Source organism: Streptomyces sp. NPDC059957, from assembly GCF_042730015.1.
Taxonomy (GTDB): domain Bacteria; phylum Actinomycetota; class Actinomycetes; order Streptomycetales; family Streptomycetaceae; genus Streptomyces.
This window is the reverse complement of record NZ_JBHWMB010000002.1, coordinates 255,427-280,726: the sequence shown is the minus strand read 5'-3', so window position 1 is coordinate 280,726 and position 25,300 is coordinate 255,427. Positions and strand designations below refer to the sequence as shown.

General features: G+C 71.8%; 18 protein-coding genes, 1 pseudogene and 1 riboswitch. Of the genes and pseudogenes, 9 read left to right on the top strand and 10 right to left on the bottom strand.

Features of this window, described 5'->3' with window-relative positions:
• The first annotated feature begins 487 nt into the window (after positions 1 to 487).
• The 4 genes from ACFWBW_RS02720 to ACFWBW_RS02705 all read left to right on the top strand — a co-directional run bounded on the left by ACFWBW_RS02720 (position 488) and on the right by ACFWBW_RS02705 (position 5,947).
• Positions 488 to 1,951, top strand: a complete 1,464-nt coding sequence (locus tag ACFWBW_RS02720; RefSeq protein WP_385367679.1) for an NCS2 family permease — start codon at positions 488 to 490, stop codon at positions 1,949 to 1,951.
• An 81-nt stretch (positions 1,952 to 2,032) separates the two neighbouring features.
• Positions 2,033 to 3,196, top strand: a complete 1,164-nt coding sequence (locus ACFWBW_RS02715) for an XdhC family protein (protein WP_385367678.1) — start codon at positions 2,033 to 2,035, stop codon at positions 3,194 to 3,196.
• Positions 3,197 to 3,317: 121 nt separating this feature from the next.
• The gene (locus tag ACFWBW_RS02710) at positions 3,318 to 4,607 is read left to right on the top strand and encodes a YncE family protein (RefSeq protein WP_385367677.1); all 1,290 of its coding nucleotides are present in this window, start codon (positions 3,318 to 3,320) and stop codon (positions 4,605 to 4,607) included.
• Between the two features lie 95 nt (positions 4,608 to 4,702).
• A complete protein-coding gene (locus ACFWBW_RS02705) occupies positions 4,703 to 5,947 on the top strand; it encodes a GNAT family N-acetyltransferase (RefSeq protein WP_385367676.1) in 1,245 nt (414 codons plus the stop codon).
• 30 nt (positions 5,948 to 5,977) lie between these two features.
• Here ACFWBW_RS02705 and ACFWBW_RS02700 read toward each other — a convergent pair whose 3' ends face one another.
• The 3 genes from ACFWBW_RS02700 to aroD all read right to left on the bottom strand — a co-directional run bounded on the left by ACFWBW_RS02700 (position 5,978) and on the right by aroD (position 10,643).
• Entirely contained in the window at positions 5,978 to 7,330 is a 1,353-nt protein-coding gene (locus ACFWBW_RS02700) for a phospholipase D-like domain-containing protein (protein WP_385367675.1), read from the bottom strand.
• 154 nt (positions 7,331 to 7,484) lie between these two features.
• On the bottom strand, positions 7,485 to 9,704 hold the full coding sequence (locus ACFWBW_RS02695) for a germacradienol/geosmin synthase (protein ID WP_385367674.1): 2,220 nt from the start codon (positions 9,702 to 9,704) through the stop codon (positions 7,485 to 7,487).
• A gap of 201 nt (positions 9,705 to 9,905) precedes the next feature.
• Positions 9,906 to 10,643, bottom strand: coding sequence for a type I 3-dehydroquinate dehydratase (gene aroD / locus ACFWBW_RS02690; RefSeq protein ID WP_385367673.1), 738 nt, complete (start codon positions 10,641 to 10,643; stop codon positions 9,906 to 9,908).
• Between the two features lie 266 nt (positions 10,644 to 10,909).
• Here aroD and ACFWBW_RS02685 point away from each other — a divergent pair, with 266 nt between their 5' ends.
• Positions 10,910 to 11,128 carry a hypothetical protein gene (locus ACFWBW_RS02685; RefSeq protein WP_385367672.1) on the top strand — a complete coding sequence of 73 codons (219 nt, stop codon included), beginning with the start codon at positions 10,910 to 10,912 and terminating at the stop codon, positions 11,126 to 11,128.
• Between the two features lie 26 nt (positions 11,129 to 11,154).
• Here the strand turns inward: ACFWBW_RS02685 and ACFWBW_RS02680 are convergent, their stop codons facing one another.
• Both ACFWBW_RS02680 and cobN read right to left on the bottom strand, forming a co-directional pair.
• Positions 11,155 to 11,628: a hemerythrin domain-containing protein gene (locus ACFWBW_RS02680; protein WP_385367671.1), complete on the bottom strand. Its 474-nt coding sequence runs from the start codon at positions 11,626 to 11,628 to the stop codon at positions 11,155 to 11,157.
• A 30-nt stretch (positions 11,629 to 11,658) separates the two neighbouring features.
• Positions 11,659 to 15,276 carry a cobaltochelatase subunit CobN gene (cobN, locus tag ACFWBW_RS02675; RefSeq protein ID WP_385367670.1) on the bottom strand — a complete coding sequence of 1,206 codons (3,618 nt, stop codon included), beginning with the start codon at positions 15,274 to 15,276 and terminating at the stop codon, positions 11,659 to 11,661.
• A gap of 53 nt (positions 15,277 to 15,329) precedes the next feature.
• A riboswitch (cobalamin riboswitch) is annotated at positions 15,330 to 15,412 on the bottom strand.
• 319 nt (positions 15,413 to 15,731) lie between these two features.
• Here cobN and cobG point away from each other — a divergent pair.
• Genes cobG through ACFWBW_RS02660 form a run of 3 tightly spaced genes read left to right on the top strand, consistent with a single transcriptional unit; the run spans position 15,732 to position 19,185 of the window.
• A complete protein-coding gene (cobG, locus tag ACFWBW_RS02670; RefSeq protein ID WP_385367669.1) occupies positions 15,732 to 17,057 on the top strand; it encodes a precorrin-3B synthase in 1,326 nt (441 codons plus the stop codon).
• Positions 17,054 to 17,701 carry a precorrin-8X methylmutase gene (locus ACFWBW_RS02665; protein ID WP_243338785.1) on the top strand — a complete coding sequence of 216 codons (648 nt, stop codon included), beginning with the start codon at positions 17,054 to 17,056 and terminating at the stop codon, positions 17,699 to 17,701. The genes cobG and ACFWBW_RS02665 overlap by 4 nt, the downstream gene beginning before the upstream one ends.
• Positions 17,698 to 19,185: a precorrin-2 C(20)-methyltransferase gene (locus ACFWBW_RS02660; protein WP_385367668.1), complete on the top strand. Its 1,488-nt coding sequence runs from the start codon at positions 17,698 to 17,700 to the stop codon at positions 19,183 to 19,185. The genes ACFWBW_RS02665 and ACFWBW_RS02660 overlap by 4 nt, the downstream gene beginning before the upstream one ends.
• A 122-nt stretch (positions 19,186 to 19,307) precedes the next feature.
• On the opposite strand, the gene ACFWBW_RS02655 is transcribed toward ACFWBW_RS02660, so the two are convergent.
• Positions 19,308 to 19,664, bottom strand: coding sequence for a hypothetical protein (locus tag ACFWBW_RS02655; RefSeq protein WP_385367667.1), 357 nt, complete (start codon positions 19,662 to 19,664; stop codon positions 19,308 to 19,310).
• A gap of 316 nt (positions 19,665 to 19,980) precedes the next feature.
• Here ACFWBW_RS02655 and ACFWBW_RS02650 point away from each other — a divergent pair, with 316 nt between their 5' ends.
• Positions 19,981 to 21,033: an aldo/keto reductase gene (locus ACFWBW_RS02650; protein ID WP_385367666.1), complete on the top strand. Its 1,053-nt coding sequence runs from the start codon at positions 19,981 to 19,983 to the stop codon at positions 21,031 to 21,033.
• Between the two features lie 15 nt (positions 21,034 to 21,048).
• Here ACFWBW_RS02650 and ACFWBW_RS02645 read toward each other — a convergent pair.
• The 4 genes and pseudogenes from ACFWBW_RS02645 to cbiE all read right to left on the bottom strand — a co-directional run bounded on the left by ACFWBW_RS02645 (position 21,049) and on the right by cbiE (position 24,690).
• A pseudogene (locus ACFWBW_RS02645) lies at positions 21,049 to 21,908 on the bottom strand (IS5 family transposase).
• A 37-nt stretch (positions 21,909 to 21,945) separates the two neighbouring features.
• On the bottom strand, positions 21,946 to 22,713 hold the full coding sequence (locus ACFWBW_RS02640; protein WP_385367665.1) for a cobalt-precorrin-6A reductase: 768 nt from the start codon (positions 22,711 to 22,713) through the stop codon (positions 21,946 to 21,948).
• The gene (cobM, locus tag ACFWBW_RS02635; RefSeq protein ID WP_385367664.1) at positions 22,703 to 23,452 is read right to left on the bottom strand and encodes a precorrin-4 C(11)-methyltransferase; all 750 of its coding nucleotides are present in this window, start codon (positions 23,450 to 23,452) and stop codon (positions 22,703 to 22,705) included. Before cobM ends, ACFWBW_RS02640 begins: the two co-directional genes overlap by 11 nt.
• On the bottom strand, positions 23,449 to 24,690 hold the full coding sequence (cbiE, locus tag ACFWBW_RS02630) for a precorrin-6y C5,15-methyltransferase (decarboxylating) subunit CbiE (protein ID WP_385367663.1): 1,242 nt from the start codon (positions 24,688 to 24,690) through the stop codon (positions 23,449 to 23,451). Before cbiE ends, cobM begins: the two co-directional genes overlap by 4 nt.
• Positions 24,691 to 25,300: the final 610 nt, after the last annotated feature.

Here is a 25,300-nt window from a genome sequence, read left to right as displayed (position 1 = left end):
GGGTGGGGGGGGGGGGGGGAGAGAGGTGGGGGGAAGGCGGGGGGGGGGGTGGGGGGGAGGGTGGGGGGGGAGAAAAAAGAGAGGCGGGTGGTCGGGGACTGCTCCACGGGAGTGCGGGGGGGGGGTGGGCGGGGGGGCAGGGCCCCCCCCGGACCCCCCAGATTTCCGGGCGGTGTGACACGGGAACGTCACACTTCCAGCCGCACCGCCCGGAGCACGAAGTCCGGAGTCATCAGTACCGCACCGCTCGCGGTCAGGTTTTCACCGGAAGTACCCCGATATCACCCCCGGTCACACCACCTACCCCCGGTGTCACCAGCAGTACCAGCCGTACCGCAGAACCCACGCAGTACCCGCAGTACACGCAGTGCACCTTTTGCGTCGCCTCGGGCCGTCACCCCGGGTCGTGCAGCCAAACGCGTTTTCCCAAATCCCGTGTCTCCAATCTTTATGCGGGTGCCCCTTTGAACCTTGGGAGTTAGGCACCATGACCCAGTCCTCTGTGGAGCCCAAGACCAGTGCGGAGGAGGCCGGAGACGGCTCTCCGACCCCCGCCGGCCAGTCTTGGCTCGACCGGTACTTTCACATCAGCAAGCGCGGATCCAAGGTCGGCAACGAGGTTCGTGGCGGTATCACGACCTTCATGGCCATGGCCTACATCCTCCTGCTGAACCCCCTGCTCCTTTCGGGCAAGGACGTCGACGGCACCACGATGGCCGCCTCGGCGATCATCACCGCCACGGCGTTCGCCGCAGCCGTCACGACGCTCCTCATGGGCTTCGTCGGCAAGGTCCCGCTCGCACTCGCCGCCGGTCTCTCCGTGTCCGGCGTGCTGGCCTCGCAGGTGGCCCCCCAGATGACCTGGCCGCAGGCCATGGGCATGTGCGTGGTCTACGGCGTCGTGATCTGTCTCCTGGTCGTCACCGGCCTCCGAGAGATGATCATGAACGCGATACCCCTCGCGCTCAAGCACGCCATCACCATGGGCATCGGCCTCTTCGTCGCCCTGATCGGCTTCGTGAAGGCGGGCTTCGTCGGCAACGGCGGGGAGTTCATGCCCCCCGTCCAGCTCGGTGCGACCGGTGAGCTCTCCGGCTGGCCCGTGCTGCTCTTCGCCGTCACCCTGGTCGCCATCTTCATGCTCCAGGCCCGCAAGGTGCCCGGCGCGATCCTGATCGGCATCGTCGGCGGCACCGTGCTCGCCGCGATCCTCAACGCCATCGTGGACATCGACCCGAAGGCCTGGAAGAACGGCCCGCCGGAGCTCACCGGCTCCGCGGTCTCCGCTCCGGACTTCTCGCTCTTCGGTGACGTCTCCTTCGGCGGCTGGGGCGACGTCGGCTACATGACGGTCGGCATGATCGTCTTCACCCTGGTCCTGGCCGGCTTCTTCGACGCGATGGCCACCATCATCGGCGTCGGCACCGAGGCCAAGCTCGCCGACGACAAGGGCCGCATGCCGGGCCTGTCCAAGGCCCTGTTCATCGACGGTGCCGGTGGCGCCATCGGTGGCGTCGCGGGTGGCTCCGGCCAGACCGTGTTCGTCGAGTCCGCCACCGGCGTCGGTGAGGGTGCCCGCACAGGTCTCGCCTCCGTCGTCACCGGCCTCTTCTTCGCCGCCTGCCTCTTCTTCACCCCGATCACCCAGATCGTCCCGGGTGAGGTCGCTTCCGCGGCCCTGGTGGTCATCGGCGCGATGATGATGCAGAACGCCCGCCACGTGGACTGGGCCGACAGCTCGACCGCCATCCCGGTCTTCCTGACCGTCGTGGTCATGCCCTTCACGTACTCGATCACCGCCGGTGTCGCCGCGGGTGTCATCTCCTACGTCGCCATCAAGCTGGCGCAGGGCAAGGCCCGCGAGATCGGTGCCTTCATGTGGGCGCTGACCGGAATCTTCCTGGTCTTCTTCGCGCTGCACCCGATCGAGGGCTGGCTCGGCGTCGGCTGAGCCGACTGATCCGATCCGTACCGAAAGCCGCACCCTCCACGTATCCGATACTGGAATCTGAACCCCTCCGAGGAGGCCCCCATGCTGGATATCGCCGAAGAATTGAACCGGTGGGTCGAGCAGGGACGCGATTTCGCCGTCGCCACGGTCGTGGCGGTCGGCGGGAGCGCACCCAGGCAGCCCGGAGCGGCCCTCGCCGTCGACAGTGACGGCACGGCCATCGGTTCGGTCTCCGGTGGATGCGTGGAGGGTGCGGTGTACGAGCTGTGCCAGCAGGCGCTCGAGGACGGCGAGACCGTCCAGGAGCGTTTCGGGTACAGCGATGACGATGCCTTCGCCGTCGGTCTGACCTGCGGCGGAATCATCGACATCCTCGTGACCCCGGTCCACGTGGGCTCTCCCGCACGGGAGGTGTTCGCGGCCTCGCTGGCCGCCGCCGCCCGCGGGGAGGCGGCGGCGGTCGCCCGGATCGCCGAGGGCCCGGCCGAGCTCATGGGCCGCGCCGTACTCGTCAGGGGCGAAGGCTCCCACGAGGGCGGGTTCGGTGGTCACCCCGAGCTGGACCGCGCCATCGCCGACGAGGCGCGGGCCATGCTCGAGGCCGGCAAGACCGGCGTGCTGGAGATCGGCGCCGACGGCCGCCTCTGCGGAGAGCCGCTCAAGGTGCTCGTCGAGTCCAGTGTCCCGCCGCCCCGGATGATCGTCTTCGGGGCCATCGACTTCGCCTCCGCCCTGGTGCGGATCGGCAAGTTCCTCGGCTACCGGGTGACGCTGTGCGACGCCCGGCCCGTGTTCGCCACGAAGAAGCGTTTCCCCGAAGCGGACGAGATCGTGGTCGACTGGCCGCACCGCTACCTGGAGGAGCAGTCCTCCGCCGGTACGGTCGACGCCCGGACGGTCCTGTGCGTCCTCACGCACGACGCCAAGTTCGATGTCCCGCTCCTCGAACTGGCCCTCAAACTTCCCGTCGCCTACGTCGGCGCCATGGGCTCCCGCCGCACCCACGAGGACCGCAACAAGCGGCTCCGCGAGGTCGGTGTGACCGAGCTCGAACTGGCCCGGCTGCGCTCCCCGATCGGCCTGGACCTCGGGGCCCGCTCCCCGGAGGAGACCGCGCTGTCCATCGCCGCCGAGATCGTCGCCAACCGGCGCGGCGGCACCGGAGTGGCCCTGACCGGCGCGCACATCCCGATTCACCCGGACGTCGCGAACACGGTGATCAGCAGGATCGGTTCCGTCGCTTGAAGAGGTGACGGGCTGTAACACGGTGTGGAAAGGGCGCAGCCCCGTTGGGGGTTGCGCCCTTTCGCTGTTCCGCTTATCTTACCGGCCGGTAACAGCGTCTGCCCGTAACGGAGTTGACCGGATGTTCGCCAGCCGATCGAGTAACCGACGCGCCCTGCCGGCCCTGGCGGCCGTGGCCGCGCTGGCCCTGGCCGCCCTCGCGACGGGTCCCGCGCCCGCGGCGGGCGCCGGGTTGCCCGCGGACGCAGGGTCCGCCGGCCCGGGGCCGCGCGAGGTCTTGTTCGTGGGCAACAACTGGGAGGGCACCGCCGACGTCCTCGCCTCCACCGGGAACCTGGCCAAGGTGGGCCGGATCAACATGATCCCGGACAAGGAGGAGCGGCTCCGGGAGATCTACCTCAACCCGATCAAGCTCGCCTACTTCCTGGGCGTCCGGGCCACCGCGGGCGAGGGCCACGACCAGTTCGTGGACGACATGTACACCACCCCCGACGGCTCCGCCGTCGTCGCCTCCCGCCCCAGCTTCGCCGACGTCGTCTCCATCGACGTCCGCACCGGCCGGATCAACTGGCGCTTTCCCGTAGCCGGTTACCGGGCCGACCACATGGCGGTCTCCCCGGACGGCACCCGCGTGGCGGTCTCGGCCTCCACCGCCAACACCGTGCACGTCCTCGACATCGCGAGCGGCCGGCAGGCCGGCTCCTTCGCCACCGGCGACAAACCGCACGAGAACACCTTCACCCGGGACGGCCGCCACCTGTGGAACAGCTCCATCGGTGACGTGACCTCCGCCCTCGACGCGCCCTGGCTCGACTGGACGAAGGGCGACCGCAGGATCACGGTCGCCGACGCGCAGACCCTCCGCCCGGTCCGGGTGATCGACATGCGGGCCCGCCTGGACGCCTTCGGCCGCTCCGACCTGTCCGACGCGGTCCGGCCCATGTCCTTCGCCCCGGACGAGTCGAAGCTCTACTTCCAGGTGTCGTTCTTCAACGGCTTCGTCGAGTACGACGTGGCGGCCGACCGGATCACCCGGATCAAGACCCTCCCCGAGAACCCCGCCACCAGCACCGACCGCACCACCTGGGTCAACGACTCCCGGCACCACGGCATGTCCATGAGCCCGGACGGGGCCAAGCTGTGCGTCGCGGGGACCATGGACGACTACGTGACCGTCGTGGACCGGGCCACCCTGGAGCAAGGGCCGCTCGTGCCCGCCGCCAAGCCCTACTGGGCCACCGTCGACGGCGACGGCTCCGGCTGCGTGATCTCCGAGAGCGGCGCCGACCAGGTCACGGCCATCGACTTCGCGACCGGCACCAAGCGGGTGTCCGTACCCGTCGGCGACCACCCGCAGCGGGTCCGCCTCGGACACGTCCCGGCGGACTGGACGGGGCCCGCGGCGCGCTGACCGGGAACCTGCCGGGGCGGGAACGTGCCGGGCCCCGGCCGGATCCCGCCCCTTATGAAGTGACTGGTCCGCCATGACCGATTAGTCTCCGGATCATGGTGGAGATCCGCGAGGTGCCCGAGGCCGACATCGACCGCGCTCTGGAGCTCGCGTACCTGGTCTTCCACGACCGTCCCGAGAAGGAGGGGCGCGAGCGGCACCGCGAGCTGCTCCGCCACTGCTCGCGGATTGGGGCCTACGACGGCGACGCACTCGTCGGCTTCATGGCCGCGCACGCGTTCCGGCTCTCGGTGCCCGGGGCGGACCTGCCCTGCCCCGGGCTCACCTTCGTCTCCGTCGCCCCCACCCACCGCCGGCGCGGCGTACTGACCGCCCTGATGGGCGAGATGCTGCGCCGGGCGGGGGCGGCCGGCAGCCCCGTCGCCGCCCTGTGGGCATCCGAAGCCGCCATCTACGGGCGCTTCGGCTACGGCAGCGCCACCCAGGGCGCCACCATCGAGATCGACTCCACCCGGCCGCTGGCCCTGCGCATCGAGCCGGACCGGCGGCCGCTGCGGCTGGTCGCCACCGCGGACCCCGAGGATGCCGTCGCCGTCGTCGGCCCGTACCACGAGGCGGCCCGCGCCGTCCGGGCCGGGCGGCCCGGCCGCAGCGACCGGCGCTGGACCGAGGAGTGGCTCACCGAGCAGGACGAGGAGGACGAGGAGCTCAGCCCGCCCCGGATCATCGTCCTGGGGGAGCCGGGCGAGCCGATCGCGGGCTACGTCCTGTACCGCACGAAGCCCGAGCAGGACTCCGGGGGCGCGCGGACCCCGGGACTGGTCCGGGTCGACGAACTGGAGGCCGACACCCCGCAGGCAGCCGCCGCCCTGTGGGAGTGCGTGGCCTCCCTCGACCTCACGGGCCGGGTCACCGCGTGGGGCCGGCCGGCCGACGACCCGCTGCTGCACTTCGCCGCCGACCGGGACCAGGTTCGGGTCACCGCCCTGTTCCCGGCGCTCTGGCTCCGGCTGGTCGACGTGGCGGCGGCACTGACCGGCCGTTCGTGGGCCGCGCCCCTGGAACTCGTACTGGAACTGACCGACGTACGGCTGCCCGCGAACGCGGGGCGGTTCCTCCTGAAGGCCGGGCCGGACGGGGCGGCGTACGGGCCTGCCGCGGGCCGGGAGGCGGACCTGACCCTGGACGTACGGGAGCTCGCGGCCTGCTACCTCGGCGGGACCCGGGCCGTGGAACTGGCCGCGGCCGGGCTGGTGGTGGAGCACACCCCCGGCGCGGCGGCGGCCCTGGACGCGGGGCTGCGCACCGCGCTGCTGCCGCACACGGCGGACGAGTTCTAGACCCGCCGCCCGGCATACCCCGACCGGCGCCTAAAGGACTCCGCCGTACTGGGCTTCCGCCACCGCGGCGGCACGCTGCTCACGGAAGTTCGCCACGTAGGCGTCGTGCACCGTCGGGCTGTTGTACTTCAGCAGTGCTTCGTCGTTGCTGGTCAGGGCCATGCCGGTGTAGGTGTGGCTGCCGGTGAAGACGAGCTTCTGGTCCTTCGCGCCCTTGTACGAGCCCTCGATGAGCAGGTACTTGGTGTGGCTGAAGGTTCCGGAGACCGCGGGGTCGGCCGGGTTCTTCAGGTCGTCGTTGGCCAGTCGGTGGAGGGAGATCTTGCCCTTCTCGGTCGACCTCGTGAGCCAGTAGGCCGTCTCGCGGTGCACGCCCTCGGCTTCGTAGTCGGAGAGCTTGCCGTGGACGACGTCGACGAAGCAGCCGGCGTCGGCCAGCTTCCAGAGCTTCTGCGCCACGACCGGCCGGGAGATGTGACCGTTGGCGATGCGGATCACGGTGCGGCCGTCGGCAGTGCCGTGGCCGGTGGTGTTCCCGTGGCAGACCGGGGCGGTGGTCCCGTCGGGGTTCGTCACGGGGGTCTCGACCATGCTCAGGATGTTCTCGACGACGTCCGTCGCGTTGCGCGGGAAGAAGTAGCCCTTGGCCGGCCCCGCCTCCACGTCGATCGCCAGGTTGTCGACCCGCCCCGAACCGTCCGTCAGCGCCTGCGAAGCGGCCATCAGGTCGAAGTAGCGGGTGTAGCCGGCGTGCAGGTCCGCGTTGTCGGCGACGGTCATGGCGTCGTTCCAGGCGGACTCGCGGTCCCACGTGGTGAGGTTGCCCGAGGACTGCACCACGACGTTGTCGACCGGCTTGCCCTTGTCGGGAAGACCGCTGCCGGTGGTCCGGGAGAACAGGAAGAACTTGTTGTGGTTGACGCCGCCCGTGCCCTTGGCCAGGCACGGCCGGTTCGCGGCGCACACCTTGAACCAGGACGTGCCGTACGTCGCACCCGCGGGCGGGGTAGCCGCGAAGGCCGTGGTCAGCTTGTCCCTCACCGTGGCACCGGAGCCGGACATCCAGCTTTCGGTGATGCTGTCGTCGTCGACGAGGACCTGCACGTTCACGTTCCTGCGGTGCGCCGCCGCGAGCTGGTCCGCGAGCCAGCTCGATCCGAACAGGTACAGCGATATACGGATGGTCGACCCGCTCTGGGCGCCGTTGACGAGGCGGCCGAGCTGGCTGAGGATCGCGCCTTGCTCGGCCGTCGTGCCCTTGGGCTTGTTGAAGACCGGGCCGGTGGTCACGTACGTCGTCGTGTCCTCGGCAGAGGCGGACGGAGCGCCCGCCATCAGGAGGGTCCCGATGAGCAGGGCCGTAAGGAGTCTGTTCTTGATCACCCGGGTCACCTTACGAGGGCCTTATGTCGCGGGATCATCCGGGAGGCCGCCGAGCGGGGGTGGGTGAACGTGACGGGGGCGGACAGGGTCCCCCCTGCCCACCCCCGGATCTGCGGTCCTCAATGGTCCTCGGCGGTCCTCGGCGGGTCTGCTCTCAGCGGGCGGGCAGGGAGATCCGGGCCGCCGACATGCCGAAGCCGGAGCTCAGGACCCCGGTGGAGATCCCGTCGCCCAGGCGGTGCAGGTGCTCCTCGCGATAACGGACCGTCTTCTCGTGCCAGTTCAGGATTCCGGCCAGCCAGTCCTTCAACTCGCCCACATACGCGTCGAGTCCGGCCCGGGCGCCCGCGTCCAGCTTCCAGTCCTCGTAGAGCAGCGGCAGTTGGTTCGCCACGATGTGCTCGAACTCCTCGGTGCGCTGGGTCATCAGCGAGTGGCAGATGTGCAGCGCCTCCTCGTAGCCGATGTCGAAGAAGTTGCGGGTGACGAGCACGTAGTTGTGCACCTCGCCCTCGACCTCCACCTCCTTCTGGTACGAGAAGATGTCGTTCATCAGGCACGCGGAGTCGGCGGCCGCGTTCTCCAGGGAGCGGATGGTGCCCGAGGCGTAGATGTCGTCCGGGATGCCCCGGCCCGCCTGGCCCAGCCGGCACAGGTACATCGTGAGGTGCGAACCGAAGGTGTGCCGCCGCATCTCCGCGTAGTCCACCGGGTCGGGGATGCGGTTCTGGATCTGGTTCTCCATCTCCCACAGCCAGCTCTGCAGCATGTTCACGAGGGTGGCCCGGAACTCGGCCCGGACCGCGGGGGTCATGTCCTTGCTGGTGCGCACCCACAGGTCGCCGATGGACCGTTCCATCGCGGTCAGCCCCACCGGCTGCTCCGCGTGGTCCACCGGGATCATGTCGACGAGCCGCGCGGTGGTGGCCTTGGCGGCGGAGAAGTTCTTGGACTGGGCGAAGACCACCGGGTAGTAGTCGTCCCCGTAGGTGCCCCAGGTCAGCCAGCAGGCGTTGAGGGTCAGGGCCTCGGGGGTGGCGTCGGGGTCGATGCCCGCGGAGCAGAGCGCGAAGTCGTAGCCGCGCAGCTTCTCCTCGTTCCAGATCGCCGAGCCGGGGTCGCCGGGCTGCGGATCGATCAGGCCCATCTCCCGGGCCCAGGCGACGGATTCCTCGCGGGCACGGGCGTGGTGGGGGCTGAGGGTGAGCGGGAACGGCATGTAGACGTCGGGGACGATCGACGGGCCGGTGGGCTCGAACGGGACGTGGGTGAAGGAGCGCCGGCGCAGCTCCAGGGCGCGGGGCGCGAGGATGGAGCGGAGGTCGAGCGCGGTGGTGCCGAGGCCCGAGGGCATGAACGGCAGGGTGAGCGGCGCGGTGGCCCGGGCCTCCTTGTTCATGTAGCGGCTGGAGACCATGTGCCACTCGTGGCCGCCGGACTGCCAGTCCTGGAGCCCCTTGGCGTAGGCGAGGACGGCGGCGATCTCCGCCGGGTTCATGGCGTGGTCGGCGAAGAGCTGGGGGAGTTCGGCGAGGGCGGTCTGCTCGAACTGCTGGAGCCGGGAGGTGAGGAGGTCATTGGAGGCCTCGGCCGCCTCCTGGGTGGTGCAGCCCAGGAATGTCTCCAACACCAGGATGGCGTTGGAGAGTTCGCCCTCCTCGGAGACCTCGCGCTGGTAGGAGAAGATGTCGTTCCTGATGTGCACGGCGTCGGAGAAGGCGTCGCGCAGCACGCCGAGGGGGCGGGAGTGCGCGACGCGGGCCGGAACCTCCGCGGAGACGTACTCGATGAGGCCGGCCGACCAGGGGGCGCCGCCGACCTTGCGGCGCATCTCGATGTACTCGAGGGGGTTGGAGACCCGCCCGATGTTGATGTTGGCGAGCTCCCACATCGACTCGTCGAGGAGGTTCTTGGTGGACAGGGAGAACCGTTCCCGCCAGTCCATCGACATGGCCGGGACGGTACGGGCCCACAGATCGGCGAGCCCGGCCTCGACGGGGTTGGTGGCCTCGGGAAAACCGTCGGACAGGTCCATCGGCATGAAGGCGCCGAGCCGGTCGAGGTAGGCCTTGGCGCCCGCGCGGTCCTGGGAGCGCTTGTACATCTCCAGGAAGTGGTCGTCGAAGAAGAACACCCACACGTACCAGTCGGTGACCAGGGACAGGGCCTCGCTGTCGCAGTCGGGGTGGGTGTACGAGCAGAGCAGGGCGTAGTCGTGCGAGTCGAGGTCGCTCTCCTCCCAGACGCCGGAACCTTCCAGCATCCCGAAGTCGCGGGCCCACTTCTTGGTGTGGACCCTGGCGTCCTCCAGGTGGGGGTTCAGTCGCGCCGGATAAGGCACATAGAAATCCGGCAGTTGAAACGGCTGCGTCACGGCAGGGTGGGCCTTTCATCTGACTGTCTCGTTGGTACCTCACGAGATCAGCAGGGCACTACCCGTGTTGCCGGTGGGATAAGGGGGAGTTCACTTCATCAGGTGACGTGCGCGTAGTTCTGTGACGGATGGGACTGGAGACCGGTAGAGAGGCTGCCGTGGTGCGCGCCGGAGAGGGGTGGCCCTCCCCGGCGCGGGGGCTCAGGACCCGGCGGACTTCCGCTCGTCGAACGCCGGGTAGAACTTGCGCAGCAGGCCGAAGGTCTCGGGGAAGTCGAGCTGGCCCGGGGCGGAGCTGGCGCCGAAGAAGGAGTACGTGATCCGCGACCCGAGGGCGGGGAAGAAGACGCGCGAGACCGCTCCGGCCTCGCCCATGGCGATGACGATCAGCCGGGTGTCCTCGGCTCCGGCGCGCAGCAGCAGCGAGGCCAGCCGTCGCACGTCGTCTTCGGACCGGACCATGGTGGACACCTTGACCACGTCGGCGCCGGCGCTCTTCGCGTCGTCGATGACGGTCTGGAGTTCCTCGGTGGCCGGGGTGAATTCGAAATTGTGATAGGAGACGAGGGCCACCGTGTCGTGCCGGTGGGCGGCCTCGATCACCTCGGACAGGATTTCCCCGGAGGAGAGCTCGATGTCCACGGCCTGGACCTGGGGGGCGAGCGCGCGGAACAGTTCGAGGCGCTGCGCCTCGGTGCCCTTCCAGTCGCCGCCCTCGTGGGCGGACCGGATGGTGGCCAGTACCGGCAGTGTCTTGAACGCGTCCACCTGCGCCAGGACATGGGCCGTGTCGGTCGCCGCGTACCGGTCGACGCGCAGTTCGGCCACGTCGACGCCGGCGCTCTTCGCGGCGTGCGCGCGCGGCTCGGTCTCGCTGTCGTCGAAGCTGACGGCCACCAGCGGAATCCCGCCGTCGAGAAGCGCCCGCAGTGAATTCATTTCTTGGTCACAGCCTTTCGATTCCGATATCCGACGCGAAGTACAGGGTGAACGGGGCGGATTATACGTGGAATCGGTAAGGGGGAGGGCGGCCGCCCGCCCCTTGGCCGGAAGGATGCCCGCCTCTTGGTCGGAAGGATGCCCGCCCCTTCGCCGGAAGGATGCCCGGCGCGGCCAAGGCGCTGGTGTCGCACCCCGGCACGCTTGTCCGATTGTTCTAGTTTTACCCCATCAGTTCATACTTTCGAGTTCCGGGAGAGAGACTCATGGCGATCGACCTCGACAAGGTGCTGGACAAGGCGTGGGCCGACAAGCCGCTCGCGGAGGTGCTCGCGGCGCCGGTGGCCGCGCTCAAGGGCGTCACCGACAAGGACGGCGAGCTGCTGCTGGAGGCCTTCGGCGTGAAGACCGTCGCCGACTTCGGCCGGCTGAAGTACGCGCGCTGGGCCCAGGCCCTGGTGGCGCTGAACCAGACCACGAAGTAGCGGGACCGCCGGGGGCGCACCGGCCGCTACCCGGCGGGCCTCAGGTCCCCGTCGGGGTGGGCCGCGCGCCAGGCCTTGATGGACAGGTCCCAGTCGTCGCCCGTCAGGGCGGTGAGGGAGGCGGGGAAGAGGCCGTCCTCCTCCTTCGCGATGTGGTGGTGGAGCTCCTCCACCGCCCGGCGCAGCGCCTCCGTGTCTGCGGGGTCCGACAGGTCGGCGCCGGCGAGGAACGCCGCCAGTTCGCGGTGTTCCGCGACCAGCGCCGCGATGTACGGGGCGTACTCCGGGTCCTGCTCCATGACGCTGAACAAGCCGTCCTCCTCGCCCTTCCAGTGGGCGAGCAGGACGGCCGTCATCTGCGTCACGAGGGCACGGGCCCGGCCGGGGTCCCCCGCGTCGAGGGCGCGCAGGGCGTCGCCCGCCGCGTTCGTCACCGCCTCGTGCTCGGCGATGAACTCCTTGATCAGGGGGATCTCGCGGCAGCCGCAGTAATGGCACATGCGGCTCAGTCTGATCCAGCCGGTGCCCGGTTAGTCGCTTTCGCCTTCGAGGTTGCCCTCCGTGTCCAGGTACACCTGGCGCAGCGCCTCCAGGACCTGCGGGTCCGGCTTCTCCCACATGCCGCGGGACTCGGCCTCCAGCAGCCGCTCCGCGATCCCGTGCAGGGCCCAGGGGTTGGCCTCCTCCAGGAAGGCGCGGTTCTCCGGGTCCAGGACGTACGTCTCGGTCAGCTTGTCGTACATCCAGTCGGCCACCACGCCGGTCGTGGCGTCGTAGCCGAAGAGGTAGTCGACGGTGGCGGCGAGCTCGAAGGCCCCCTTGTACCCGTGGCGGCGCATCGCCTCGATCCACTTCGGGTTCACGACGCGGGCACGGAAGACCCGGGAGGTCTCCTCGACCAGCGTGCGCGTCTTGACCGTCTCGGGCCGGGTCGAGTCGCCGATGTACGCCTCGGGGGCCGTGCCGCGCAGGGCGCGGACGGTGGCCACCATGCCGCCGTGGTACTGGAAGTAGTCGTCGGAGTCGGCGATGTCGTGCTCACGGGTGTCGGTGTTCTTCGCCGCGACCGTGATCCGCTTGTAGGCGGTCTCCATCTCCTCGCGCGCCGCGCGCCCTTCCAGGCCCCGGCCGTACGCGTACCCGCCCCACACCGTGTAGACCTCCGCGAGGTCGGCGTCGGTGCGCCAGTCGCGGGAGTCGATCAGCTGCAGGATGCCCGCGCCGTACGTGCCCGGGCGCGAGCCGAAGATGCGGGTGGTGGCCCGCCGCTCGTCCCCGTGCACGGCCAGGTCGGCCTGCGCGTGGGCCCGTACGAAGTTGTCCTCCGCGGGCTCCTCCAGCGAGGCGGCCAGCCGTACCGCGTCGTCCAGCAGGCCGATGACGTGCGGGAACGCGTCGCGGAAGAAGCCCGAGATGCGCAGGGTCACGTCGATGCGCGGACGGCCGAGCTCCGCGAGCGGGATCGGCTCCAGGCCGGTGACGCGGCGCGAGGCCTCGTCCCAGACCGGGCGGACACCGAGCAGCGCCATGGCCTCGGCCACGTCGTCGCCCGAGGTGCGCATAGCGCTCGTGCCCCACAGGGACAGGCCGACGGAGGCGGGCCATTCGCCGTTGTCCGTGCGGTAGCGGGTCAGGAGGGAATCGGCCAGGGCCTGACCGGTCTCCCACGCGAGGCGCGAGGGGACGGCCTTCGGGTCCACCGAGTAGAAGTTGCGGCCGGTCGGCAGCACGTTGACCAGACCGCGCAGCGGGGAGCCGGAGGGGCCCGCCGGGACGAACGCGCCGTCCAGGGCGCTGACCACGTGGGTGATCTCGTCGGTGGTGCCGGCCAGGCGCGGGACGACCTCGCGGGCCGCGAAGTCCAGTACGGCCGCCACGTCCGCCGAGTGTCCGGCGGCCACGGAAGTCACCGCCTCCGGCGCCCAGTTCGCGTCCTCCATCGCCTGGACCAGCGCGCGGGCCGTCTCCTCCGCCTCGTCGGCGGTGGTGCGGGTGGCCGCGGACTCGTCGAGGCCGAGCGCTTCGCGCAGACCGGGCAGGGCCGTCGTACCGCCCCAGATCTGGCGGGCGCGCAGGATGGCGAGGACCAGGTTGACGCGGGCGTCACCGGTCGGGGCGCCGCCCAGGACGTGCAGGCCGTCGCGGATCTGGGCGTCCTTGATCTCGCACAGCCAGCCGTCGACGTGCAGGAGGAAGTCGTCGAAGCCGTCGTCGTCGGGGCGCTGCTCCAGGCCCAGGTCGTGGTCCAGCTTCGCGGCCTGGATCAGGGTCCAGATCTGCGCGCGGATGGCCGGCAGCTTCGCCGGGTCCATCGCGGAGATCTGGGCGTACTCGTCGAGGTGCTGCTCCAGGCGCGCGATGTCGCCGTACGACTCCGCGCGCGCCATCGGCGGCACCAGGTGGTCGACCAGGGTGGCGTGCACCCGGCGCTTGGCCTGGGTGCCCTCGCCCGGGTCGTTGACCAGGAACGGGTAGATGAGGGGCAGGTCGCCGAGCGCGGCGTCGGGCGCGCAGGACGCCGACAGGCCGGCGTTCTTGCCCGGCAGCCACTCCAGGTTGCCGTGCTTGCCCAGGTGGATCATCGCGTCGGCGCCGAAACCGCCGTCCTCGGCGCGCGCCTGGATCCAGCGGTACGCGGCCAGGTAGTGGTGCGAGGGCGGCAGGTCCGGGTCGTGGTAGATCGCGATCGGGTTCTCGCCGAAGCCGCGCGGCGGCTGGATGAGGATGAGGAGGTTGGCGCGCCGCAGGGCGGCCAGCACGATGTCGCCCTCGGGATTGGCCGAGCGGTCCACGAACATGTTGCCCGGGGCCTCGCCCCAGTGCCGCTCGACGCTCTCGCGCAGATCGGCCGGGAGCTCGGCGAACCAGCGCTTGTAGTCGGCCGCCGGGATGCGGACCGGGTTGCGGGCGAGCTGCTCCTCGGTGAGCCAGTCCTGGTCGTGGCCGCCGGCCTCGATCAGGGCGCGGATCAGCTCGTCGCCGTCGCCGGAGACCAGGCCCGGGACGTCCTCGACGGGGCCGAAGTCGTAGCCGCCCGCGATGAGCGTGCGCAGCAGCTCCACGGCACTGGCCGGGGTGTCCAGGCCGACCGCGTTGCCGATGCGGGAGTGCTTGGTGGGGTACGCGGAGAGGACCAGGGCGATCTTCTTGTCGCGGCGGTCGATGTGGCGCAGGCGCGCGTGGCGCACGGCGATGCCGGCCACGCGGGCGGCCCGCTCGGGGTCGGCGACGTAGGCGGGCAGGCCGTCCTCGTCCAGCTCCTTGAAGGAGAACGGGACGGTGATCAGGCGGCCGTCGAACTCCGGTACGGCGACCTGGGTGGCGGCGTCGAGGGGGGACAGGCCCTCGTCGTTCTCCTCCCAGGCGGCCCGGGAGCCCGTCAGGCACAGGGCCTGCAGGATCGGCACGCCGAGGGCGGCCAGGGCGCCGGCGTCCCAGGACTCGTCGTCACCGCCGGCCGAGGCGGTGGCGGGCTTGGTGCCGCCGGCCGCGAGGACCGTGGTGACGATCGCGTCGGCGGACGCGAGCTGCGCGATCAGCTCCGGCTCCGGGGAGCGGAGGGAGGAGACGTAGAGGGGGAGCGCCTGGGCGCCGTGGGCCTCGATCGCCTCGGAGAGGGTGTGCACGAAGGCGGTGTTGCCGCTCATCTGGTGCGCGCGGTAGTAGAGCACCGCGACCCGGGGGCCCTCGGTGCGCTGCGGGGTGCGCTCCAGCGGGCCCCACGTGGGGGAGGCCGCCGGGGGCTCGAAACCGTGGCCGGTGAGGAGCACGGTGTCGGAGAGGAAGCGGGCGAGCTGCTCCAGGTTGGCCGGGCCGCCGTGGGCGAGGTAGCCGTGCGCCTCGGCGGCGATGCCGATCGGGACGGTCGAGGCCTCCATCAGCTGGGCGTCCGGGGCCTGTTCGCCGGTCAGCACGACCACCGGGCGGGTCTGGCCGGGGGCCAGGAGCAGGTCGAGGCCGTCCTGCCAGGCGCGCAGGCCGCCGAGGAGGCGGACGACGACCAGGGTGACGCCGTCCAGGAGACCGGGAAGGTCGTCGAGGGGAAGGCGGGAGGGGTTCGCGAACCGGTACGGGACGGGAGCGTCCCCGGCGGTCGCTGCGCGGGCGCTGAGCAGATCGGTGTCGGACGTCGACAGCAGCAGGATCATGCGGCGGCAGGCCTTCCTCGGGGTTTCCGCGCCCCGGGCAGTGAGGACGGCGGGAGTTCCTGACTCATCCGGTGCGGCTCGCTGCCGCGCGGATTCACAGTGGCGGGACCGCGCCGGATTCGCACCGGGCTTCCTCCCATGTCGCCGTCCTCGGCGATGGCGGGCCTGTTGGCCGCCTTGGACTCATCTTAGGGGGCGGGTGTGCGGGGGTCTTGGGCCGGGTCCGGGGCTGTGGCCGGGGGCGGGGGGTGCGGCCGGGGTGTGGTCGGGTGCGGCGCCGCTCCCGGGGCTCTGCCCCGGGCCCCGCGCCTCAAACGCCGGCGGGGCTGGATTGGGCGGGGCCGGGCGTCGAACGCCGGTGGGGGTGGATGCCCGTCGGGTTGGTTCGGGGTGGCCGGTTCGGGGTGGTGATCGACACAGGGAGTGGGCGCAGAATCGTGGGTATGCTCGCCGCCATGCCCACGCCCCCCTCCGCCACAGCGCGGGACGAACCCGTCATACGGGATCGCGGCGACGCCTGCCCCGGCGCGCTGCGCCTGCATGCCGCCGACGACGGGTACCTGGCGCGGGTCCGGATCCCGGGTGGTCTGCTGACCGGCCGGCAGGCCTCGGTGCTGGCGTTCGCCGCCGACCGGTTCGGGGACGGGCACCTGGAACTCACCTCGCGCGGGAACGTGCAGCTGCGCGGGCTCGCCGAAGGCTGCGGCGCGGGGCTGGCGGAGCTGCTGGACGGAGCCGGGCTGCTGCCCGCCCCCGGCCACGAGCGGATACGGAACATCGTGGCGACCCCGCTGTCGGGGATCCTGAGCCCCGGGCTGCCCCATGTGACCCCCTGGGTCGGGGAGTTGGACCGGCTGCTGTGCGCGAGCGCCCGCGCGGCGGCCCTGTCCGGACGGTTCCTGTTCGCCATCGACGACGGGCGCGGGGACGTCGCCGCGCTCGACCCCGATGTCACCGTGCTCGGCCGGCCGAAGGGCCGGGCACTGGTCCGGCTCGGCGCGGCCGGGGACGCCGTGGAGGTGGACGCCCCCGAGGCGCCCCGGGCGGCGCTGCTCGCGGCCGAGTACTTCCTCGACTCCGCGGACGCCGCCGGCACCCGCGCCTGGCGGGTGTCCGAACTGCCCGCCGTACACGCCCTGGACGCCGGGGAGTTCGCGCTGCGGCTCGGGGCGGCCGGCATCGCCGCGGTCCGCGTTCCCGAGGTGGTCTGGCCGTACGCGCCACCGCCCAAGCCCTGGGGGCCCGGTGGCCCCGGTGACCGGACGCCGCTGTGCGTCCTGCCCCCGCTCGGCCGGCTCACCGCCGGCCAGTGGCGCGCGCTGGTGAGCGTCGCAGCCGCGGGAGAGGACGACGGCGAGCTGCGGATCACCCCGTGGCGGAGCATCGTCCTGCCCCGCGCGAGCACCCGGCGGCCCGTTGACGGCTACGCGCAGCTCGTGGCCGCAGGCCTGTCCGTCGCGCCCGACGGCCCCTGGGAGTCCGTCACCGCCTGTACCGGGCAGCCGGGTTGCGCCAAAGCGCTGTCCGACGTACGCGCCGACGCGCGGGCCGTCGTAGACGCGGCCGGTGGGGCTCCGGCCGGGCCGGCCGGCGCGCCCGTGCACTGGTCCGGGTGCGAGCGCCGGTGCGGGCATCCGCGCGGCGCCGCCTGGATCGATCTCGTCGCCACCCCCGACGGGTACCGGCTCGACGGGCGCCCGGTGCCGTCCAGTGAACTTGCCCAGGCCGTCGCCCACGCGCGCAGCCAACCCCGAGTGTCCGAAGACGCAGTGAAGAAATGAGCGAGTACACCGTGTTCGAGTACGAGAAGGACGGCGCCGAGATCTACCGCCAGTCCTTTGCCACGATCCGCGCCGAGGCGGACCTTTCCGGGCTGCCCGCCTCGGTCGCCCAGGTCGCGGTGCGCATGATTCACGCCTGCGGGATGACCGACCTGACCCGGGACCTGGGCTACTCGCCCGAGGTCGTCCTGCGGGCGCGCGCCGCCCTGGAGGCCGGTGCGCCGATCCTGTGCGACGTGCAGATGGTCGCCAGCGGGGTCACCCGCAAGCGGCTGCCCGCCGACAACCAGGTGATCTGCACCCTCTCCGACCCGGCCGTGCCGGAGCTCGCTGCGAAGATGGGCACGACGCGCAGCGCCGCCGCCCTCGAAGTCTGGCGGGACCGGGGCCTGTTGGAGGGTTCGGTGATCGCCGTCGGGAACGCGCCGACCGCGCTTTTCCGGCTGCTGGAGATGATCGAGGAGGGCGCCCCGCGCCCCGCCGCGGTCATCGGGGTACCCGTCGGATTCATCGGCGCCGCCGAGTCCAAGGATGCCCTCGCCGAACACCCCTCCGCGCTCGACCACTTGATCGTCCGGGGCCGGCGCGGCGGCAGCGCCATGGCCGCGGCGGCCGTCAACGCCATCGCGAGCGTGGCCGAATGAGCACCGGACGCCTTTACGGAGTGGGACTCGGGCCCGGAGACCCCTCGCTGATGACGCTGCGCGCCGTCGAGGTGATCGCGCAGGCCGACGTGGTCGCGTACCACTCGGCCCGCCACGGCCGCTCGATCGCCCGCTCCATCGCCGCGAAGCACCTGCGTGACGACCACATCGAGGAGCCGCTGGTCTACCCGGTCACCACCGAGACCACGGACCACCCCGGCGGCTACCAGGGCGCGATGGAGGAGTTCTACGAGGCCTCCGCCGCCCGGCTCGCCGTCCACCTGGACGCCGGCCGCACCGTCGCCGTGCTCGCGGAGGGCGACCCGCTCTTCTACAGCTCGTACATGCACATGCACAAGCGGCTCTCCGACCGGTACGAGACCGAGGTGATCCCCGGGGTGACCTCGGTGAGCGCCGCCGCCGCCCGGCTCGGCACCCCGCTCGTGGAGGGCGAGGAGGTGCTGACGATCCTGCCCGGCACCCTTTCCGAGGAGGAGCTCACGGCCCGGCTCGCCGCCACCGACTCGGCGGTCGTGATGAAGCTCGGCCGCACCTTCCCCGCCATCCGGCGGGCCATGGAGAACAGCGGCCGGCTCGCCGAGGCGCGCTACGTGGAGCGCGCGACGATGGCGGGCGAGCGGACCGGCGTCCTGGCGGACACCGACCCCGACTCCGTCCCCTACTTCGCCGTCGCCGTCGTCCCCAGCCGGATCGGGAACCCCGGCAGCGTGCCGTCCGGCCCCGGAGAGGTCGCCGTCGTCGGCACCGGCCCGGCCGGACCGCTGTGGCTCACCGCCGAGACGCGGCGGGTGCTGGCCGACGCCGAGGTGCTGGTCGGGTACACGACGTACCTGGACCGGGTCCCGGTCAAGCCGGGCCAGATCCGGCACGGTTCGGACAACAAGGTCGAGTCGGAGCGCGCCGAGTTCGCCCTCGACCTCGCCCGGCGCGGCAAGCGGGTGGCCGTGGTCTCCGGCGGCGACCCCGGGGTCTTCGCCATGGCCACCGCCGTCCTGGAGGTCGCCGGGCAGCCCGAGTACGCGGACGTGCCCGTACGGGTACTGCCCGGGGTGACGGCCGCCAACGCGGCGGCCGCCGCGGCCGGAGCCCCGCTCGGCCACGACTACGCCACCATCTCCCTCTCGGACCGGCTCAAGCCCTGGGAGGTCATCGCGGAGCGACTGCGCGCGGCCGCCGCGGCCGATCTCGTACTGGCCCTGTACAACCCGGGCTCGCGCAGCCGGAACTGGCAGGTGGCCCAGGCTCGCGAACTGCTCCTGGAGCTGCGCGCACCGCAGACCCCGGTGGTCGTGGCGCGCGACGTGGGCGGGCCGGAGCAGTCGGTCCGCATCGTCACGCTGGCCGAACTGGAGCCGTCCGAGGTGGACATGCGGACGATCCTGCTGATCGGCTCCTCGCAGACCCAGGTCACGGAGCGGCCCGACGGGTCGCGGGTGACCTGGACTCCGCGCCGGTACGGGTGAACCCCGTCCGAGGTTGAACGGGTGGGGCCCGGGGCGGTTGGCCGCCCCGGGCCCCACCGGGTCCGGAGTGCTGTTGCCGCCAGGCCGTCTCTTCCGGATCTTGCCTGGCCGGAAGCGAGGACCTAGCCGGGGTCGACCGCGAAGCGCACGGACCGGACCAGGAGGTCGTCGCGCGCCGGGCTGCCGTGCGCGCGCAGCTTCCACTCCGGACCCTCGCAGTTGGCGCCGGCGTAGACGACCACGACGGAGTCCGTGTCGTTGTGCGGGCCGTAGCCGGGCTGCTCGTCGTCGTCGCTGACGGCGTGGAGGTTGACGCACTTGCCGCTGTGCGGGTCGTGCAGGGTGACGTGCTGCTCCTGCCCGTATCCGTCGACGTACTTGTAGTGGAAGAGGCCTTCGGCGGCGAGGGCCGAACCGGGCAGCGACAGAACCAGGGCGAAGGCCGCCAGGGCAGCGGCGGCGGTGGTGCGGAGCTTCATGAGGGAGCGGATCCCTTTCCGGAAAGAGGCGGGTCGGGCATTGCGGGCACGACCCTAGGGGGGCTCCGACCGGCGAATCGATCCTCCGTGATCCCTCGGCGTGGCGGGTGGAAGCCCGCGTACCGGACGTACTTGGTGCGGCGAGAGCGCGTGCCGGGCGTCGCGAGGCGGGCGGGAGTTTGACGACAGGTCCCAGGCCGTGTCTTCCGGATCTTGCCGTCCGGTGTCGCGGCGGCAATCCCTCTGATCAACGCTTGCGTTGAAGTGCACTCCAGCGCTTAGCGTCGCCCGCACGACCTGCGTGAAGGGGAAGAACGTGCGGTACACACTGTTCGGAAGGACCGGTCTGCGCGTGAGCGAGCTGAGCCTCGGCGCGATGACCATGGGCGACGACCTCAGCTGGGGCGCCGACCAGAAGAGCAACGCCCGGATCGTCGACGCGTACGCGGACGCGGGCGGCAACTTCATCGACACGGCGAACATCTACGGCGACGGCAGTTCGGAGCAGATCCTCGGCAAGCTGCTCGACGGACGGCGCGACGAGTTCGTACTGGCCACCAAGTACACCTGCGGGACCCGTGACGGCGACGTCAATGCGGCGGGCAACCACCGCAAGAACCTGGTGCGTTCGGTGGAGGCCAGCATGGAGCGGCTGCGCACCGACCACCTCGACATCCTCTGGGTGCACGCACGCGACAACTTCACCCCGGTCGAGGAAGTGATGCGCGCGCTGGACGACCTCGTACGCACCGGCAAGGTGCTGTACGTGGGCGTCTCGGACTGGCCCGCCTGGGAGATCGCTCAGGCGAACACCCTCGCCGAGCTCCGCGGGTGGTCTGCGTTCACCGGTTCGCAGCTGCGCTACAACCTGCTGGAGCGGACCCCGGAACGTGAACTCCTCCCCCAGGCCAGGGCGTTCGACCTCGCGGTGCTGGCCTGGGCGCCGCTCGCCGCCGGCAAGCTCACCGGCAAGTACCGCCGGGGCGAGGGAGGACGGCTGGACTCCTGGGGCGTCAAGGCGTCCCCGGAGGAGGAAGAGATCATCAGCGTGGTCCTGGAGATCGCCGAGCAGGGCGGTTGGACCCCCGCCCAAGTGGCGCTGGCCTGGCTGCTGGGCCGCCCCGGAAACGTCGTTCCGATCATCGCGGCGACGAAGGAGAGCCAGCTCGTCGACAACCTCGGCTGCCTCGACGTCCGCCTCGACGCCGATGCGGTCGCGCGCCTCGACGAGGTGAGCGCCGTACCGCTCGGCTTCCCGCACGACTTCGTCCGGGAACCGTCCGTGGTCAAGACCATCTACGGCGACCGCTGGCACGCGATCGAGGACCGGCGCAGCACCTATCGCCGTACGGCCACCGACGTGCGCTAGGCCGTTTCCTTCGGATCACCTCGCCGACCAGATGAAGATGGCGGCGAGGTGGAGTCCCGCGAGGTGGATGGTGGCGGTCTTGTCGTAGCGAGTGGCCAGACCGCGCCACTGCTTGAGTTTGTTGATGCAGCGCTCGACGGTGTTCCGCTGCTTGTAGGCCTCGCGGTCGAAGGCCGGCGGACGGCCACCTCGGCGGCCGAGGCGTTTGCGGTTCGCGGCCTGATCGGCGGGCTGTGGGATCACTGCCCGGATCCCGCGCCGCCGCAGATGCCCGCGGATCGCCCGCGGATCGCCCGCGACGAATAGGCCTTGTCGGCCAGGACCACATCTGGCGTGACCCTGGGACGGCCGATCCGCCTGGGCACCCGTAACCGAGCCATGACCTGCGCAACGCGGGTGCGTCGCCAGCCCGGCCCGGCGTGATGACGAACGCCAGTGGCCGGCAGCGGCCGTCCGCGGCAAGGTGGATCTTCGTGGTCAGCCCGCCGCGGGACCGTCCGAGGGCATGGTCGGACGGCTCGCCGGCCGGGGCCCCTTTTGACGGGCCCCGGCAGCGTGCTGGTGAGCCCGGACGATCGTGGAGTCGACCGCGACAACCCAGTCCAGATCGCCGCCGGCGTCGCCCTGCGAGAGCAGGGCGGTGAAGACCTTCTCCCAGGTGCCGTCCGCCGCCCACTTCCGCAACGGTTGTGGGTGCCCTTCCATGACCCGAAGTGCCCGGGCAAATCCATCCATGGCGTGCCGGTGTGGTACTTGAACGCGATCGCGTCGATCACCTGCCGGTGATCGCGTCACCGCCCACCCTGCTTCGGCGTGCGGTCCGGCAGCAGCGGCTCGATGCGGGCCCGGGCCCACTGGGGGTCAGTCAACGACACACATCAACCAACGATCCGATGATCCGAAGGAAACGGCCTAGTGCTGTCCGGACAGCCAGGCCCGCACCTCGTCCACCGAGCCGGTCTGCGGGACGTCCCCGGGCACGGGCGGGCGGCGGACGACGAGGACCGGGATGCCGGCCTCGCGGGCGGCGTCGAGCTTGGGGGCGGTGGCGGAGCCGCCGCTGTCCTTGGTGACCAGGAGGTCGATGCGGTGGCGGGCCAGGAGGTCCCGCTCGTCGGCGAGGGTGAACGGGCCCCGGGCCAGCAGGACTTCGAGGCGCGGCGGCGCGGGCGCGGCCGGTGGGTCCACCGAACGCACCAGGAACCAGGGCTCGGTGAGGTGCGCGAAGCTGTGCAGGCCCATCCGGCCGGTGGTCAGGAAGGCGCGGGTGCCGAGCCCGGGGAGCAGTGCGGCCGCCTCGGCGAGGGAGTCCGCGAAGTGCCAGTCGTCCCCGGGGCCCGGGGTCCAGCCGGGGCGGCGCAGGGCGAGGAGGGGTACGCCCGAAAGGGCCGCCCCCTCGGCCGCGTTGAAGCTCATCCGCTCCGCGAAGGGGTGCGTGGCGTCGACCAGGTGGGTGACCCCGTGGGCCGAGATCCAGGCCGCCAGGCCGCCGGGACCGCCGAAGCCGCCGATCCGGGTCTCGCCCGGCGGCAGCACGGGGGACGTGACCCGGCCGGCCAGCGAGGTGGTCACCCGGGGGGAGTCCGGGGCGGCGGCCAGCGCCTCCGCGAGGCGGCGGGCCTCAGTGGTGCCGCCGAGGATCAGGACGTGCGGACCCGGGCCGGCCGGATCAGCAGACATGCCGGTCGCGCTCGGCGGAGTACAGGTGGCTGTCGCGGAACTGCTCGGCGCCCAGGGTGCGGCCCACCAGGATGACGGCCGTGCGGACCAGCCCGGCCTCCTTCACCTGGGCGGCGATGTCGGCCAGCGTCCCGCGCAGGATCAGCTCGTCGGGGCGGCTGGCCATCGCGACCACCGCCGCCGGGCACTCGGCCCCGTAGTGCGGCAGGAGTTCGTCCACGACCCGGTCCACGTAGCGGGTGGCCAGGTGTAGCACCAGCAGCGCCCCGCTGCGGCCCAGCGTGGCGAGGTCCTCGCCGGGCGGCATCGGCGTGGCCTGCTGGGAGATCCGGGTCAGGATCACGGTCTGGCCGACGGTGGGGACGGTCAGCTCCCGCTTCAGCGCGGCGGCCGCCGCGGCGAAGGCGGGGACGCCGGGGACGACCTCGTAGGGGATGCCGGCCGCGTCGAGCCGCCGCATCTGCTCCGCGACGGCGCTGAAGACGGAGGGGTCGCCGGAGTGGAGCCGGGCCACGTCCTCGCCGGCCGCGTGGGCCCGTACGCACTCGGAGATGATCTCGTCCAGGTTCAGCTGCGCGGTGTCGATCAGGCGGGCGTCCGGGGGGCATTCGGCGAGCAGCTCGCGCGGGACGAGGCTGCCCGCGTAGAGGCAGACGGGGGCGGCGGCCAGCGTCCGGGCGCCACGCACCGTGATCAGGTCGGCGGCGCCGGGGCCCGCACCGATGAAGTACACGGTCATATCGTCTGATCCACCAATTCGGATTCGGGATGGGGCTTCGTAACGGACCACTGGGTGACGGGCATCGCCTGGCGCCAGCCCGTGAAACCGCCGACCGGCACGGCGTGCGCGACGGCCAGTTTGACGAGTTCGCCGCCGTGGCGGCGGTAGCGGTCGGTGAGGACCGCCTCCGACTCCAGGGTCACCGTGTTGACCACGAGCCGGCCGCCGGGGGCCAGCGCCTCCCAGGCCGCGTCGAGCAGGCCTGGCGCGGTCAGGCCGCCGCCGATGAACACCGCGTCGGGGGCGGGCAGTCCGGCGAGCGCACTGGGCGCGGAGCCGGTGACCACGCGCAGGCCGGGTACGCCGAGGGCGGTGGCGTTACGGGTGATCCGCGCGGCCCGCTCCGTCACCCGCTCCACGGTCACCGCCCGGCAGGAGGGGTGCGTGCGCATCCACTCGATGGCGATGGAGCCGGAGCCGCCGCCGATGTCCCACAGCAGTTCACCGGGGGCGGGGGCGAGGGCGCACAGGGTGGCGGCGCGGACGTGGCGCTTGGTGAGCTGGCCGTCGTGCTCGTAGGCGGCGTCGGGCAGGCCGGGGGTCGCGCCGAGCCGGGGGGCTTCGGCGCGGGGGTCGCGGCGGCAGTCGACGGCGACCACGTTGAGGGGGTCGCCGGGCGGGTGCTCCCAGCTCTGGGCGAGGCCCTCGTACGCGTCCTCGTGCTCGGAGCCGAGCTGTTCCAGGACGCGCATCCGGCTGGGGCCGAAGCCCCGCTCTCGAAGCAGAGCGGCGATCTCGTTTGCGGTCGGTGCTCCGGCGCTCAGCACCAGGACCCGGCGGCCCTCGTACAGTGCGGCCGCGAGCCGGGCCACCGGGCGGCCGACCACGGTGACCACCTCGGTGTCCTCCACCGGCCAGCCGAGGCGGGCGCAGGCGTAGGAGACGGAGGAGGGGTGCGGCAGGACGTGCAGGGCGCCGGGGCCGAGCTCCTCGGACAGGGCGCGGCCGATCCCGTAGAACATCGGGTCGCCACTGGCCAGCACCGCGATGCGGCGGCCCGCGTGCTCCGCCATCAGCTTCGGCACGGCCGGGCGCAGCGGGCTGGGCCACGGAACCCGGGCGCCGCCGCATTCCCCGAGGGGGAGCAGGTCCAGCTGCCGGGGCCCGCCGATCAGCACCTCGGCCCCGGCCAGCGCGGCCCGGGCGGGGGCGGTCAGTCCGTCCCAGCCGTCGGCGCCGAGGCCGACGACCGACACGGGTACAGGGGGCGGTGCGGAGCTCACTGGGTGGACCTCGGGGTACGGGAAGCGGGTGGACCCGCAGCCTACTGGGCCCGCCCGGGGTCCCCGGCGGCCGGTCCCGGGGTCCGGTCCCGGTACCGGACCCCGCGACCGGTCCGGTCCGGCCTGGCCAGGCCCCCGGGTATGCGCCTTGCGCGCCCTCGGGGCCCTCAAGGCCGGCGCCCGTGCCCTCCACTCGGGACGCGCGAGGTCACCGCCGGTGCGCTCAGGCGCGAACGATCTTGGGAAAGGCTTTGACGGTGTCGACGTAGTACTTGCGGACCAGCGGTCCGAAGCCGCCCTCCGCGCTGCCGAGGATCACCGATGACCTCCAGGCCCTTCGCGGCGGTGAGGTCCTGCGGCTTCGTCTCGGTCGCCGGTGACCAACGCCTTCCACGCCGCCCGGAACTCCGTCGTGGCGCTGACGTCCGGGTCGAAGCCCAGGTAGTCACGGAGCGTGCTCGCGATAGAGTGGAGAGTGAAGGCCTGGGGCCGGGTAACGCGCCGCCGTGTCGGTGCTGTTGGGGAATCCCCGCCAGGGCGTTGCTCCCCGGGTGTGATCTAAATGCCTCGACAACGGGCGCGG

Excerpts from the sequence above, each read along its gene's own strand:
- ACFWBW_RS02720 (WP_385367679.1), top strand. The coding sequence starts at position 488 with ATGACCCAGTCCTCTGTGGAGCCCAAGACCAGTGCGGAGGAGGCCGGA.
- ACFWBW_RS02715 (WP_385367678.1), top strand. The coding sequence starts at position 2,033 with ATGCTGGATATCGCCGAAGAATTGAACCGGTGGGTCGAGCAGGGACGC.
- ACFWBW_RS02710 (WP_385367677.1), top strand. The coding sequence starts at position 3,318 with ATGTTCGCCAGCCGATCGAGTAACCGACGCGCCCTGCCGGCCCTGGCG.
- ACFWBW_RS02705 (WP_385367676.1), top strand. The coding sequence starts at position 4,703 with ATGGTGGAGATCCGCGAGGTGCCCGAGGCCGACATCGACCGCGCTCTG.
- aroD (WP_385367673.1), bottom strand. The coding sequence starts at position 10,643 with ATGAATTCACTGCGGGCGCTTCTCGACGGCGGGATTCCGCTGGTGGCC.
- ACFWBW_RS02685 (WP_385367672.1), top strand. The coding sequence starts at position 10,910 with ATGGCGATCGACCTCGACAAGGTGCTGGACAAGGCGTGGGCCGACAAG.
- ACFWBW_RS02680 (WP_385367671.1), bottom strand. The coding sequence starts at position 11,628 with ATGTGCCATTACTGCGGCTGCCGCGAGATCCCCCTGATCAAGGAGTTC.
- cobN (WP_385367670.1), bottom strand. The coding sequence starts at position 15,276 with ATGATCCTGCTGCTGTCGACGTCCGACACCGATCTGCTCAGCGCCCGC.
- cobG (WP_385367669.1), top strand. The coding sequence starts at position 15,732 with ATGCCCACGCCCCCCTCCGCCACAGCGCGGGACGAACCCGTCATACGG.
- ACFWBW_RS02665 (WP_243338785.1), top strand. The coding sequence starts at position 17,054 with ATGAGCGAGTACACCGTGTTCGAGTACGAGAAGGACGGCGCCGAGATC.
- ACFWBW_RS02660 (WP_385367668.1), top strand. The coding sequence starts at position 17,698 with ATGAGCACCGGACGCCTTTACGGAGTGGGACTCGGGCCCGGAGACCCC.
- ACFWBW_RS02655 (WP_385367667.1), bottom strand. The coding sequence starts at position 19,664 with ATGAAGCTCCGCACCACCGCCGCCGCTGCCCTGGCGGCCTTCGCCCTG.
- ACFWBW_RS02640 (WP_385367665.1), bottom strand. The coding sequence starts at position 22,713 with ATGTCTGCTGATCCGGCCGGCCCGGGTCCGCACGTCCTGATCCTCGGC.
- cobM (WP_385367664.1), bottom strand. The coding sequence starts at position 23,452 with ATGACCGTGTACTTCATCGGTGCGGGCCCCGGCGCCGCCGACCTGATC.